The organism is Micromonospora ureilytica (genome assembly GCF_015751765.1).
In the GTDB taxonomy this organism is placed as follows: Bacteria; Actinomycetota; Actinomycetes; order Mycobacteriales; family Micromonosporaceae; genus Micromonospora; species Micromonospora ureilytica.
Genome location: NZ_JADOTX010000001.1, coordinates 2,099,853 through 2,113,421, shown reverse-complemented (window position 1 = coordinate 2,113,421; position 13,569 = coordinate 2,099,853). Strand labels below are relative to the sequence as shown.

The 13,569-nt window shown below is 71.6% G+C and carries 14 protein-coding genes; 3 read left to right on the top strand and 11 right to left on the bottom strand.

Annotated features, from left to right (window positions below; translation table 11 throughout):
- Nucleotides 1-102 precede the first annotated feature (102 nt).
- From IW248_RS09280 to kdd, 6 genes are read right to left on the bottom strand one after another with little or no spacing between them, the layout of a single operon-like run.
- Nucleotides 103-1,440, bottom strand: coding sequence for a glutamate mutase L (locus IW248_RS09280; RefSeq protein ID WP_196926611.1), 1,338 nt, complete (start codon nucleotides 1,438-1,440; stop codon nucleotides 103-105).
- Nucleotides 1,437-1,829: a 3-aminobutyryl-CoA ammonia lyase gene (gene kal, locus IW248_RS09275; protein WP_124822994.1), complete on the bottom strand. Its 393-nt coding sequence runs from the start codon at nucleotides 1,827-1,829 to the stop codon at nucleotides 1,437-1,439. The genes IW248_RS09280 and kal overlap by 4 nt, the downstream gene beginning before the upstream one ends.
- Entirely contained in the window at nucleotides 1,826-2,575 is a 750-nt protein-coding gene (gene kamE, locus IW248_RS09270; RefSeq protein ID WP_307787876.1) for a lysine 5,6-aminomutase subunit beta, read from the bottom strand. The genes kal and kamE overlap by 4 nt, the downstream gene beginning before the upstream one ends.
- Nucleotides 2,572-4,131 carry a lysine 5,6-aminomutase subunit alpha gene (gene kamD / locus IW248_RS09265; RefSeq protein WP_196926610.1) on the bottom strand — a complete coding sequence of 520 codons (1,560 nt, stop codon included), beginning with the start codon at nucleotides 4,129-4,131 and terminating at the stop codon, nucleotides 2,572-2,574. Before kamD ends, kamE begins: the two co-directional genes overlap by 4 nt.
- Nucleotides 4,128-5,699, bottom strand: coding sequence for an amidohydrolase (locus IW248_RS09260; RefSeq protein ID WP_124822996.1), 1,572 nt, complete (start codon nucleotides 5,697-5,699; stop codon nucleotides 4,128-4,130). The genes kamD and IW248_RS09260 overlap by 4 nt, the downstream gene beginning before the upstream one ends.
- Before the next feature lie 4 nt (nucleotides 5,700-5,703).
- Nucleotides 5,704-6,765 carry an L-erythro-3,5-diaminohexanoate dehydrogenase gene (gene kdd, locus IW248_RS09255; RefSeq protein WP_459541115.1) on the bottom strand — a complete coding sequence of 354 codons (1,062 nt, stop codon included), beginning with the start codon at nucleotides 6,763-6,765 and terminating at the stop codon, nucleotides 5,704-5,706.
- 141 nt (nucleotides 6,766-6,906) lie between these two features.
- Between kdd and IW248_RS09250 the strand changes: the two genes are divergently transcribed.
- The gene (locus tag IW248_RS09250) at nucleotides 6,907-8,298 is read left to right on the top strand and encodes a KamA family radical SAM protein (RefSeq protein ID WP_196926609.1); all 1,392 of its coding nucleotides are present in this window, start codon (nucleotides 6,907-6,909) and stop codon (nucleotides 8,296-8,298) included.
- Between the two features lie 55 nt (nucleotides 8,299-8,353).
- Here the strand turns inward: IW248_RS09250 and IW248_RS09245 are convergent, their stop codons facing one another.
- Nucleotides 8,354-9,415 (bottom strand): hypothetical protein, encoded by a 1,062-nt coding sequence (locus IW248_RS09245; protein WP_196926608.1) that lies wholly within the window; start codon nucleotides 9,413-9,415, stop codon nucleotides 8,354-8,356.
- Entirely contained in the window at nucleotides 9,412-9,981 is a 570-nt protein-coding gene (locus tag IW248_RS09240) for an RNA polymerase sigma factor (RefSeq protein ID WP_196926607.1), read from the bottom strand. Before IW248_RS09240 ends, IW248_RS09245 begins: the two co-directional genes overlap by 4 nt.
- A gap of 30 nt (nucleotides 9,982-10,011) precedes the next feature.
- On the opposite strand from IW248_RS09240, the gene IW248_RS09235 reads away from it, so the two are divergent.
- Nucleotides 10,012-10,449 carry a hypothetical protein gene (locus tag IW248_RS09235; protein ID WP_196926606.1) on the top strand — a complete coding sequence of 146 codons (438 nt, stop codon included), beginning with the start codon at nucleotides 10,012-10,014 and terminating at the stop codon, nucleotides 10,447-10,449.
- Between the two features lie 60 nt (nucleotides 10,450-10,509).
- Here the strand turns inward: IW248_RS09235 and IW248_RS09230 are convergent, their stop codons facing one another.
- Nucleotides 10,510-11,058, bottom strand: coding sequence for a TetR/AcrR family transcriptional regulator (locus IW248_RS09230; RefSeq protein ID WP_196926605.1), 549 nt, complete (start codon nucleotides 11,056-11,058; stop codon nucleotides 10,510-10,512).
- 113 nt (nucleotides 11,059-11,171) lie between these two features.
- Between IW248_RS09230 and IW248_RS09225 the strand changes: the two genes are divergently transcribed.
- The gene (locus tag IW248_RS09225) at nucleotides 11,172-12,116 is read left to right on the top strand and encodes an NADP-dependent oxidoreductase (protein ID WP_196926604.1); all 945 of its coding nucleotides are present in this window, start codon (nucleotides 11,172-11,174) and stop codon (nucleotides 12,114-12,116) included.
- 3 nt (nucleotides 12,117-12,119) lie between these two features.
- Here IW248_RS09225 and IW248_RS09220 read toward each other — a convergent pair whose 3' ends face one another.
- Both IW248_RS09220 and IW248_RS09215 read right to left on the bottom strand, forming a co-directional pair.
- A complete protein-coding gene (locus IW248_RS09220; RefSeq protein ID WP_307787875.1) occupies nucleotides 12,120-12,779 on the bottom strand; it encodes a polysaccharide deacetylase family protein in 660 nt (219 codons plus the stop codon).
- Between the two features lie 469 nt (nucleotides 12,780-13,248).
- Entirely contained in the window at nucleotides 13,249-13,443 is a 195-nt protein-coding gene (locus tag IW248_RS09215) for a CsbD family protein (RefSeq protein ID WP_196926602.1), read from the bottom strand.
- Nucleotides 13,444-13,569 lie beyond the last annotated feature (126 nt).

Here is a 13,569-nt window from a genome sequence, read left to right as displayed (position 1 = left end):
CCCGTGGTAGGACTCAAAGACGGTACGTGCCGACCCCCGTCGGTTGTCAACCCGCAGCCGGCCTGTCGTGTGTTGCGCCACGGCGTGTCGGGTCGGCGTGTCTCAATGCGTACGCAGATGCTGACGCAGCAGTGCCTGCGCCGCCGCCCGGTGCTCCTCGGCGAGCAGCCCTCCGGCGGCCAACACGTAGTCGGCGTCGACCACAGCGGCGGCGGCGCGCGGCAGCGCCCACCCGCCGGCGTGGTCGGCCAGGACCGCCGTCAGCACCTGCCCGGACACGTCCGTCGGCGCGTGCCGCAGCACCCCACCGGAGCCCACCAGCAGCCGCACGTCGCGCAGGTCCCGCCCGGCCCGCTCACCGGTGGCGGCGCCCCGGGCGTGCCGGCGCAGCGCCACCGTCGCGGCGAGGGTGGCGATGCGCCGGTCCACGGCCCGCTCGACGTCGTCGCCGGCCAGGAACGCCGGGTCGGCCGCCCGGCGCGCCGCCGCGGCGCCCAGCTCGTCGGACTCGCCGGCGGCGAGCAGCCGTTCCTCGGCGGCGGCGCGCACGACACCGGGGGCGCTCCACCGCATGCCCAGATCGCCCTCCACGGTGCGGGCCCGCCACAGACTGCCGGCGACCTCCCGGCCCGGCCCGGTGGCCCGCTCGTCGGGCGTGAGCACCGAGTAGACGTCGGTGGTGGCCCCACCCACGTCGACCACCGCGAGGTCACCACCGAGGGTGTCGGCGAGCACCTCCACACCAGTGAGCACCGCGTCGGGGGTGGCCGCCCGCACCAGCCGCGCGAACCGGGCGCCCCTCGACAGTCGTTTACCACCGATGACGTGGCGCAGGAACACCGCGCGGATCGCCGCCCGCGCCGACGCCGGGGCGAGCACCCCGATGCGCGGCAGGACGTTGTCGGCGTCGGTGACCGGCACCCCGGCGTCGCGCAGCAGCCCGGTGAGCTGCTCGCGTACGTCGGCGTTGCCCGCGTACACCACGGGTGTGCGCCACCGGGCCCGGGCCAGGCGGGTGGCGTTGTGGGTGATGGTGTCGGCGTCGCCGCCGTCGGTGCCGCCGACGAGCAGCACCACGTCGCATCGGGCCGCCCGCAACGCCGTCAGGTCGGCGGCGCCGAGCCGCCCGGCCGCGACGTGCACCACGTGCGCGCCGGCGGACAACCCGACCCGCCGGCCGGCCTGCGCGGTGACCAGCGGCTCGTAGCCGATCACGGCCAGTCGCAGCCCACCACCGGCCGACGAGCACACGTACCACGGCACGTCGCGCACGCCGAGCCCGGCGGTGGCCGCCGCGACCGCGGCGTCCAGGCCGTGCAGCACGTCGGTGCCCACCGTGGTGGGCGCCGACGCCGCGCCGACGAGGACACCGGCGGCCAGGTCCACCACCGCCACCTTCGTGTACGTGGAGCCGACGTCCGCGCAGACCGCCAGGGTCACGACGCGGCGGGGACGACCACGGTGCCGGTCGCGGTGACCGCCACGATCGGCGGGTCGAGGACCTCGGCGGCGGACGCGGAACGGTCCGGACGGCCCCGGCACACCACCGCGCAGCTCAACTCCAGGGTGCGGCTGCGGGTGCCCACCCGCGACACCTGCGCGGTCACCTGCACCACGTCCCCGGCGTGGATGGGCGCGTGGAAGCGCACGTCGGCGTACCCGGCGAACAGGCCCTCGTCGCCGTCGGTGCGGATGCACACCTCCGTGGCGACGTCGCCGAACAACGCGAGCGCGTACGCCCCGTCGACGAGGTTCCCGGCGTAGTGGGCATGCGAGTACGGCACATACCGCCGGTGCGTCACCGTCAACCCGAGCCGTGCGTCGGTCATGCCATCGCCTTCCGTTTCGTGATGAGGGCGTGCACGAGGTAGCTGGCCACCTCGCCGGGCGTGGTGCCCCGACCGAAGATCCGGTCCACGCCCAACTCGTCGGTCATCGTCTCGTCGAACCGGGGACCACCGACGATCAGCAGCGGCCGCCGGCCCGCCGGCATCGCCTCCCGGAACGCCGCCGACATCTCCCGGGTGTTGTGCAGGTGCGCGTCGCGTTGCGTGACCACCTGCGACACCAGCACCGCGTCGGCCCTCTCCGCCCGGGCGGTCTCCACCAGCTCCGGCACGCTGACCTGCGCGCCCATGTTGGTGACCTTCAACTCCCGGTAGTACTCCAGGCCCTTCTCCCCCGCGATGCCCTTGACGTTGAGGATCGCGTCGATGCCCACGGTGTGCGCGTCGGTGCCGATGCACGCCCCGACCACTGACAGCTTGCGCCGCAACCGCTGCTTGATCACCGTGTTGACGTCCTTCGCCGACAGCAGCGCGAAGTCACGCTCCACCACCTGCACGACGTTGAGGTCGACCAGGTGGTTGACCCGCCCGTAGACGACGAAGAACGTGAACCCGTCGCCCATCGGCTTGGCGTGCACCACCATCGCCGGGTCGATGCCCATCTTGTTGGCCAACTGCACCGCCGCGCCCTCGGCGCGCTTGTCGTGACCGACCGGCAGGGTGAACGACACCTGCACCATCCCGTCACCTGTGGTGTCCCCGTACGGGCGCACGATCTGCTTGCTCACGCGGCGGCCTCCAGGATGTCGGTGGCCGGGTTGCAGTAGTCGGCCTCGTGCGCGGCGACCCCGGCGAGACCCTTACCGCGGTCCGCGGGCCGCTTCATGATCCCGAAGGTGCCCTCGGCGATCGCCGTCAGCAGCGTCTGCTCCCCGATGCGCTCCAACAGGTCCAGTGCCTCACCGAGAACCTGGTTGGCGCGGCGGCGGATGAACCCGCCCGGCGCGGGCACGAAGTCCTCGTGCAGCCCACCGGCCGCACCCAGCACGTAGCGCACGTTCTGCAGGGCGATGTCCCGATCGGACAACCACGGCGTCACCACCGCCTCGGTCATCATCCCCACCAGCAGGATCCCCTGACCGGTCAGCGCGCCCGCCAGGTTGAAGAACCCGTCGAGCAGATTGCCCCGGAACACGTCACCGGTCATGTGCTTCGTCGGCGGCATCCACTTCAACGGCGCGTCGGGGAACAACTCCCGGGCCAACAACGCGTGCGCCAGCTCCAACCGGAACGACTCCGGCACCTCCGGGTTGATCTCGAACGCGTGCCCCAACCCCAACTGCCAGTCCGCCAACCCCGCCTCGTGCGCGAAGAACTCGTTGAGCAGCTGCGACACCGTCACCGTGTGCGCCTCGTCGACCGCGTCGGCGGTGGTCAGGTAGTTGTCCTCACCGGTGTTGATGATGATCCCCGCGCGGGCGTGCACCTGCCGGGAGAACCGCTGGTCGACGAACGTGCGCACCGGGTTGATGTCGCGGAACAGGATCCCGTACATCGAATCGTTCAACATCATGTCGAGGCGTTCCAACCCGGCCAGGGTCGCCATCTCCGGCATGCACAACCCGGACGCGTAGTTGGTCAACCGCACGTAGCGGCCCACCTCCTTCGACGACTCGTCCAACGCCGCGCGCATCAGCCGGAAGTTCTCCTGCGTGGCGTACGTGCCGGCGAACCCCTCCCGGGTCGCGCCCTCGGGCACGTAGTCCAGCAACGACTGCCCGGTGGAGCGGATCACCGCGATCACGTCCGCGCCGGCCCGCGCCGCCGCCTGCGCCTGCGGGATGTCCTCGTAGATGTCGCCGGTGGCGACGATCAGGTAGATCCACGGCCGCTGCGCCGGGTCGCCGTGACGCTTCACGAGGCGGTCCCGTTCGGCGCGCCGCCGGTCGATGCGCCGGATACCCGCGCCGACCGCCTTACGCGCCGCCGACCGGGCGGCCGTCGCCGCCCGCCCGGTGGGCTGGGTGAACCGCACCGACCCGGCGGCGGCCTTCTGCGCCAGCAACGTCACGTCGGTGCTGCCCTCGCGGACCAGGGCGTCGAACACCGGCACCGCCACCCCGTGGCCCAACCCCACGTCCGCGGCGACCGCGTCGACGAGCCGGTTCACCCACGGAATGCCGTCCGGGTCGGCGCCGCTCACCCCCGCCAACCGCAGGACCGCCCGTTCCACCGACACGGTGGTGTGGCTGCGCGCCAGGTCCACCACCGGCTGCCCGGCCCGACGCGCCAACTCCCGCGCCCGCGCCACCAGCACCGGATCAAGATCAAGCTTCCCGGTCATGACGACCCTTCCTCATAGATGACCTCACCGCGCAGCACCAGGCGCCGGCACACCGGCAGCGGCGTCGGGTCGTCCGGACCCCGCAGCTCCGGGTCCTCGGCCAGCAACACCGGCAGACCCCGCTCCACCCCCGCCGGCGTCGACCACACCGCGAACGTCGCCGGCGCACCCAACGCGAGGACCCCCTCGACGTCCAGGTGCACCGCCCGCCACCCACCACGGGTGTGCGCCGCGAACGCCGAGCGCACACCCATCCGCTGCGCCGGGTTGTGGTGCGCCGCCGCCGCCCGCACCGACCCCCACGGGTCCAGCGGCGTCACCGGTGAATCCGACCCGAACGCCAACGCCACCCCCACCGAGTGCATCGCACCCATCGGGTTCGACTCCAACGACCGGTCCAACCCCAACCGCGCCTCGTACATCCGGCCCGCGCCACCCCACAACCTGTCGAACGCCGGCTGCATGCTCGCCACGACCCCGTACTCCACGAACCGCGCGATCAACCGCTTGTTCATGATCTCCGCGTGTTCGATGCGGTGCCGGGCCGCCCGCAACCGCTCCACACCCACCGTCTGCGCCGCCGCCGCGAACCCGTCCAGGACGGTCCCGATCGCCACGTCACCGATGGCGTGGAAACCGCCCTGCATGCCGTGCGCCGCGCAGTCCAGCAGGTGGTCGCGCACCTGCTCGGCCGACAGGTACCCGTGCCCGCAGCCGTCACCGTCACCGTCGTCGTACGGCTGCGACACGTGCGCCGTCCGCGACCCCAACGCCCCGTCGGCGAACAGGTCGCCACCGGCGCCGACCGCGCCCAACTCCCGGGCCCGCGCCGCGCCACCCAACTCGCCCCAGTACCCGTACACCTCCGGCAACCCCGCGCCGGAGATGCCCAGCAGACCTGTGAAGTCCTCCTCGTCGGAGATCTCCGGGCCACCGCACTCGTGCACCGCAGCGATCCCCAACGACGCCGCGTGCGCGAGGGCCACCCGCTGCGCCGCCACCCGCTGCGCCCGACTCACCGACCCCTGCGCGGCCGCCCGCACCACGTGGTGCGCGTCGCGCCGCAGCCACCCTGACGCGTCGTACCCGGTCGCCTGCACCGCCTGCGGGCACGCCGCCAGCAACGCCGACGACACCAACGCCGCGTGCAGCGACGCCTGCGACAGGTACACCCGCCGACCACCGGCCGCCCGGTCCAGCGCCGCCGCGTCCGGCAACGTCGGATCCGACCAACCCGACTCGTCCCAGCCGTGCCCCAGCACCACCGCGTCCGCCGGCAGGTCCGCCGCGAACGCCGCCACCGCGTCGAGTAGCTGCCCCGCCGAGCGCACCCCGGACAACGCCAGCCCGGACAACGCCAACCCGGTGTCGGTGGCGTGCACGTGCGCGTCGACGAACGCCGGCGTCACCAACGCCCCGCCCAGATCCACCACCCGGTCGGCCGGCGGCGCGTCACCGTCGGTTCCCAACCAGGCAATCCGCCCACCGGACACCAGCAGCGCGGTGGCGCTCGGGTCGGCGGGGCAGTGCAGCACGCCGCCGCGGTACAACGTCGAGGGGTTCGTCATGGCCTCAGTCTGCCGCGACCCGCGCCGCGAACAGCTGACGCACCCCCGGCTCGGCCCGCAGCAACCCCAGCGCCAACTCCGCGTGCCCCGGCACGTACCCGTTGCCCACCAGCATCGTCACGTCCGCCGCCAACCCCTCCGCGCCCAACGCGGCCGCGGAGAAGCTCGTCGCCATCGAGAAGAAGATCACCGTGCCGCCGTCCGCGGTGGCCAGCACCGCCCCGTGCTCACACCCCGGCACGTCCACGCAGACCACCGTCACGTCCGCCGGCACACCCAGCGCGGTGGTCACCGCCGTGGACAACCCCACCGGGTCACGCGCGTCAGCCAACGCCACCACCGACGCCAGCCCGGCGGCCGTCAGCGCGTCGCGCTCCGCCGCCACCGGCACCACCCCGACGGTACGCGCGGCGCCCGCCCGTCGCGCCGCCGCGAGAGACAGCGACCCGCTCTTACCCGCCCCACCGATCACCGCGACCCGCACCGGCGTCGGATCACCGCTACGACGACGCTCCTCGACATAGCGCGACACCACCCGGGCGGTCAGCGCGGGCGCCCCGCACACGTCCAACACGGCGAGGGACAACTGCGGGTCCTCGTCGTCGGGCAGCACCGCGGCGATGGACCGCGCGAAGAGGATCGCCCACCCGTCACAGGGCACCTGCTCGCTGCGCCCGTCCCAACGGGCCAACCCGTCGGTGATCACCAGCGGCGTCAACGTCAACGACACCAGGCTGGCGACCCGCTCGCCCGCCCTGAGCCCCAGCGGGGACCGCCGGCCGGCCTCCTCGACAGTGCCGATCAGCATCCCACCCGACCCGGTCACCGGGTTCTGCATCTTCCCCCGGGTCGCGATGATCTCCAGCACCTCGGCGCGGACCGCGTCACCGTTCCCGCCGTGCTTCTCCGACAACTGCCGGAAGCTCGCCGCGTCCAGATTGAGCCGCTGCACCCGGATCCGCACCTCGTTCGGCCCGATCGCCGCCGACGCGTCCAGCCGCCAGGCCGCCTGCGGCAGCACCCCCGCCGGTTGCACGACGCGGTGCAGTCCCACCGGTGACGTCACGCCAACCTCCCCTGCCCAGCCGTCCGAAGCCCCGGTCAAGGCTCGCGTAACGGGAAAACTTACGGCAGACTAGTTTCTGTACCGAATATTTTCCAGTAGCCTTCGGGCTTCGATGATCAGCCGTAACACCGAGGAGGGGCCGTGACCCAGACCATCCCCCAACCCCGTCAGGTCCCGGTCGCCGCACCTTCCGCCGGGCAGCCCTACGAATACCACCGCCGCCCCCTGGTCGAACCCGACTGGACCCGCTTCCCCGGCTGGCGCCACGTCACCCGCGACCAGTGGGAATCCGCCCAGTGGCAGCGCGTCAACTGCGTCAAGAACATCAAGCAGCTCCGCGCCGTCTTCGGTGACCTGATCGACGAGACCTTCTACGCCGACGTCGAGGCCGACCAGTTGGCCCTGGCCACCATGTCCATGCTGGTGCCACCCCAGATGATCAACACGATGGTGCCGTTCGCGCCCCTCACCACCGAGGCGCTGCTCGCCGACCCCATCCGCCGCTACATGATCCCGGTCGCCTCCGACCGGCGCACCGACTGGCCCTCACACCCCTACGCCAGCCGCGACAGCCTCCACGAGCACGACATGTGGGTCGCCGAAGGGCTCACCCACCGCTACCCCACCAAGGTCCTCGCCGAACTGCTCTCCACCTGCCCCCAGTACTGCGGGCACTGCACCCGTATGGACCTCGTCGGCAACTCCACCCCCGCCGTCGACAAACTCAAACTCACCCTCAAGCCCGTCGACCGCTACGACGCCCACATCGCCTACCTCAAGGCCCACCCCGGCGTCCGCGACGTGGTCGTCTCCGGCGGCGACGTCGCCAACGTCCCCTGGCGCAACCTCGAGTCGTACCTCATGCGGCTGCTCGAACTGGAGACGGTCCGCGACATCCGACTCGCCACCAAGGCCCTCATGGGCCTACCCCAACACTGGCTACAACCCGACGTCGTCGAGGGCCTGGAGCGCGTCGCCCGCACCGCCGCCCGCCGCGGCGTCAACCTCGCCATCCACACCCACGTCAACCACGCCCAGTCACTCACCCCACTGGTCGCCAAGGCCGCCCAGACCGCCCTCGACGTCGGCGTCCGCGACGTCCGCAACCAGGGCGTCCTCATGCGCGGCGTCAACGCCACCACCCCGGAACTGCTCGACCTCTGCTTCGCCCTCCAGGGCGAAGCCGGGATCCTGCCGTACTACTTCTACATGTGCGACATGATCCCCAACGCCGAACACTGGCGGGTCCCGGTCTGGCACGCCCAACAACTCCAGCACGACATCATGGGCTACCTCCCCGGCTACGCCACCCCCCGCATCGTCTGCGACGTCCCCTTCGTCGGCAAGCGCTGGGTGCACATGCTCACCGACTACGACCGTGAGCGCGGCATCTCCTACTGGACGAAGAACTACCGCACCTCCATCGAATCCGCCGACCTGGAGGCGCTCAACAAGCGCTACGCCTACTACGACCCGATCGACACCCTGCCCGCCGGCGGCCAGCAGTGGTGGAACGACCACCGCGACGACTGACCCACCGACGGCGACGCCCCCGGGGTGGTCTTCCCGGGGACGCCGCCGTCCTCCGTCACCGGCAGTCCAGGCCCTGGACATAGGAGGGCCGCAACGTCCCGGCCGCGATCTCGTCGGCGTACTCCCAGAACACCTCCGGCCAGTCGCCGGCCTTGTCCATGTCCCGCAGCACCCGCCACCCGTGGCTGCTCCGCAGCGCCTCGACGGCCCGCCGCACCCCGGCCTCGTCCCCGCTCGCCCGCGCCCGCTGCCACTCCGCGATCCACCCGCAACCCACCCGGGACGTCACAGCGGCACCGAAGTGGTAGGGATCGTTGATGCCGACGTCAACCAGGGTCGCGACGTCGAAGCCCGGCGGGAGCGGCACGTCCGCGAGCACCTCGCTCGCCCGCGCCCGCGCCCGCTCGGGAATGACGATCTCCGGCGGAAGCGCGCCCAACCACGTACGCGCATCCGCCCGGACGACGTTCGCGAGGACCCGGGCGAACTCCTTCCGGGACCAGTCACCCCCGGTCTGCAACTCGACGAAGACCCCGTCACGGGGACGGAGCAACACCTCGAAGTCGCTGGCGGAATACTCGAACTGGTCACCCGGCCAGCCATCGACCTGCACAGCCTTCGGACGACTGACGTGGAGCCGGTCGGCGTAACGGTCGGCGTAACCGTCAGCCGGATACCAGTCGAACTCCAGCTCGCGTCCACCGTTTCGAAAGGTGATGGTGCCCGCCTCCTGGGTGAACCCGGACACGTTGGTCGCCTTCCAGCCGGGCCGGTTGATCAGCAACCGCGGATTCTTTTCCGCGGCCCGCATCGCCACCGGCGAGTAGACGACCGGAGCACCGGCGCTGGGAGCGGAAGCCACCTCCCCGACCTCTTCGGGCTCGCCCGGCAGAACAGAGACGGCCAGGACGCCGGCCAGAACCACGACCACCGCCGCCACGCCAGCGAAGCGACGCACTCTCGGTTGCCGTCGCGGTGGTTCCACGAACCGACCGAGCGTCGACTCGGACATGATCTCCCCCAGAAGGCTCTCCTTCACCGCGTCGAACTGTCCGACGAGGTCCAACCGAGCGGGATCGGCCTCTCGAACCAGCCGGTCAAAATGTTCCTCGGTCATCTCTGCTCCTTCCGGGTCGCTGCGGTCAGCACGTCGAGTACATGTCCAGGCGGCCCGAGGTCGTCACCGACCATCTCCCGCAGCCTCGCTCGCGCCCGCGACAGCCGTGTCCGCACCACGGCGGGACCGACCCCCAGAACCGCGGCCACCTCGCGCGGCTGCAAGCCCTCCCACACGGTGAGCATCAACACCTCACGGTCCAGCTCACCCAGACCCGCCAACGCCGCCCGGACAGCGAGCCGCTCGGGCACCTCACTGCCCGGATCGGCGGCGACCGCGACGGCGATCTGCTCACGCAGCCGTTCACCCAGCCGCTGGCGGCGAACCCCACCCCGGTGATGATTGGCCAACACCCGTCGGGCCACCCCGTACAGCCAGAGCCGAGCCTCATCGTCGGCCGGAATGTCATGCCTGCGCCGCCATGCGACCAGGAAGGTCTCCGCGACGACGTCGGCCGCGTCCTCGGGATGCGCGACACGCCTCAGCGCGTACGCCAACAGCGGCTCGAAGTGCTCAAGATAGACGCGCCGGAAGCGGTCCTCGTAGTACTCAATGCCGGAGCTCACATCCACTCCATGTCCGGTAGGACCCCAACCGTGACAGCCCTCGAAAACCACCTCGCAACGCGCGGCACCAGCAGCGGCCGGCACAGCCGACCACCACCCACGACGCTCCCTGCCTGGCTCAACAACCACCTGCCACCCCGACAGAACGCCACCAGACTGCTGCTCTTCGCCGGCATGGCCGGCTTCCTGCTCAGCGCCGTCGCACTACCCGACGCTCCCACCGGCGGCGGCGCGCTCTGCCTGGTCGGCATCGCCGCCGTACGCCGCGCCTACGCCTGCCCGTCCCCCTGGCCCGACTCGCCGCCGATGGCCGCGTTGGCCACCGCCGCCATCGGCGTCACTCTTCCGGCGACCGTCCAGCTCGTCACCACCATCGCCATCCTGGTGCTGATGCTGGTGACCGACGCCCGGCGGTCCACCCGCCACGGTGACGACGAGAGGGCATCCCTCGAAGCGGAACGAGCGTAAAGACCCTGGCTGCCCGGGCCGGCTCAACCCCCGGCCAGCACCGCCGACAGCCCACACCAGTCAGGCGCGGATACCGGCGAGCACCAGATCGGCGACCCGACCGATCACCCGGGCGCTCGTCGCCGCCGGCAACCGCCGAAGCGACGCGATGGCCAACAGACCGGCCCGCACGTCGTCCACGTCGACGCCGTCGCGCAGCACACCCGCCGCCCGGGCCCGCCCGACCAGCACGTTCAACGCCTGCGCGTGCTCCCGCCGCTCCCGCTGAAACGCCGCACTCACCTCACCCGGCCCCAACAACGCCTCGTTGAGCGCCCGGTCATGGATCTGCCGCTCGGCGAACTCGCGCACCACGCAGGACAGCGCCCGCCAGGGGTCCGGGTCATCGAGCGCCCGGCGCACCTGCACACCGCAATCGTCCACCCGCTCGGCCAGGACCGTCGCCACCAACTCCGTACGCGTCGGAAAATGCCGGTACAGGGTCGCCACACCCACCCCCGCCCGTCGCGCCACCTCCCGCATGGGCACTTCGAGCCCCGCCGACGCGAACGCCTCCCGTGCCGCCGCCACCACCCGATCACGGTTGGACCGGGCATCGGCACGCTGCATCTGAGACATCTCCGACCGGCCCCCTCTCACTTGACCCCACAGCGGAACGCCTGCTCCGTTTCCATGCCTACGGTACGACCACCACCACGTCACCCCAGGCAGAGGAGCCCCTGATGTTCGCCGTGCAGTACGACCGGTTCGGCGGCCCCGAGGTACTCCACCTCGGCACCACCACCCCGCCACGGCCCCGGGCCGGCCAGATCCGCATCCGCGTCCACGCCGCCGGGGTCTCCCCCGTCGACGTCGGCCTCCGCTCCGGCCGCACCCCGATGAGCGCCCAACTGCCATTGCCACACATCCCCGGCGTCGACGCGGCCGGCATCGTCGACGAGATCGGCGACGACGTCGACGGGGTCACCCTCGGCGACCATGTCTTCGGCATCGTCGAGCTGGCCACACTCGGCGGCGCGAGCGCACAGTTCGCGGTACTACAGCTCTGGGCGCACAAGCCCACCACCATGCCGTGGGCCCAGGCGGGCGCGGCGGGCACCAGCATCGAAACCGCCACCCGTGCCCTCGACCTGCTGGACCTACGGCCCGGCATGACGCTCCTCGTCGACGGCGCCGCCGGTGGCGTCGGCAGCACCGCCGTCCAACTCGCCACCGCCCGCGGCGTCCACGTCATCGGCACCGCCCGCGCCGACAACCACAACTTCCTCCGCCAACTCGGGACGACACCTGTCACCTACGGCCCCGACCTCACCACCCGCCTCGACGCCCTGGGCGTGACCCGGATCGACCGCGCCCTCGACGTCGCCGGCGCCGGCTCCCTGACCGAGCTGCTCCACCTCACCGGCGACCCGACAGCGGTGCTCACAGTGGCCGACTTCACCGCCCCCACCCACGGCGTCCGCCTGTCCATGGGGCAACTGGCCGGCGAACCCGACGGCCGCCACGGCCTGCCCGCCGCAGCCGACCTCTTCACCGAGGGCCGGTTCACGGTGCCGATCGGGGCCGCCTTCCCCCTGGAGAAGGCGGCCGACGCACACCGGACGGCCGAGCACGGACCCCGCCGCGGCAAGATCGTCCTTACCGTCGACGACGTGCGGGAAAGCTGAGCCTCAGCCCTCGGCCAGCACCTCGGACAACGGCGCCGGCACCAGCCCTCGCTCCCGCAACCCGGCCAGGATGTGCGGCAACGCCTCATCGGTCATCGCCGCGTTCGCCTCGGTCACGTGCATGATCACCACCGATCCGGGGTGGACGTGGTCCAACACCGCCCGCACCAACGGCTTCCACGCCGTCGCGAACGGGTCACCGCTGACTACGTCCCCGTCGACCACCGTCACACCCAGCGGCGCCAACGCGTCAAGCGCCGCCGCGTCGTGGCACAACCCCGGAAACCGGAAGTACCGGGTCTGCCGACCCCCGTACGGCTCGATCACCTCGAACGTCTTCGCCACGTCGGCGGCCAACTTGTCGACCGGCAGCCGAGGCAGGTCATAACAGTCGGCGGTGAACGCCGCGTGCCCGTAGGTGTGGTTGGCCAACTCGAAGCGCGGGTTGCCGGCGATCCGCCGGGTCACGTCCGGATACCGCTGCACCCACTTGCCGGTCAGGAAGAACGTCGCCGGCACCCGCTCGCGCTCCAGCAGATCGAGGATGCGCAGGTTCGCGTACGACTTCACTCGGCCGGCCCGCAGGCTGGCCAACATTCCGTCGGTCATGTCCGCGTCGAAGGTGAGCGCGACCTTGGCACCGGTACGGGGCCCGTGATCCACCACCGGCGCCCTGGTCCCCACCCGCGTGGCACCCGGGACAGCCTGCGGGGTGGCGGGAGCCGTCGGCGTCGCAACCGCCTGCGATGGCGTGCCGCTGGCGGTCGGCGCGGCCGGAGAGGCGGACGAGCCGACGAAGACGGGACGGTCCGACGGCGGCACCCGGGACGCCGAGCACGCGACACCGCCGACGAGGCCCACTGCAACCAGTACGCCACACCACAATGGGCGGAGCCGAGGTCGGATCACGCCGCAGATCATCGCAGACGCGAAACGACCTCACTGTCCCCCAGGGCTCAAGCCCAACCCCGCCGATCTTGCGCCTTCGGTTGCCGACATGGGTCGAAGGTCCCTTATGTCGGGACAGTAAGTGCAAGATCGGCGGGGCAGAGAGTCTCACCTGGCCACCGAGGCGGCCATGACGGATCCCCGGGTGGCAACTGCCACCCGGGGATCCGCGGACGCGCTCAGGTCACTTCGTGAAGGAGTCCTTCACGTTGCGACCGGCGTCCTTGACGTTCTGACCGGCCTGCTTGGCGCGCGCGTCGCTCTGCTGGCTGGCGCCCTCGCCACGCATCCGCTCGTTGTCGGTCATGTCGCCGACGCGCTCCCTCGCGGCGCCGGCCATCTGCTCAGCCTTGTTCTTGGCCTTCTCGGTGAAGCTCATCGCGCCTCCTCGGTCTGGCGGTTGTCCCGGCTCGCTTGCCCGGTCTCCGGGTGCCGAAACCGGTGGTGCGGGGCGGCACACACCCTGTAGGGCATCCTAGGAAGATAGGTTGTGGGTGGGTCGCCT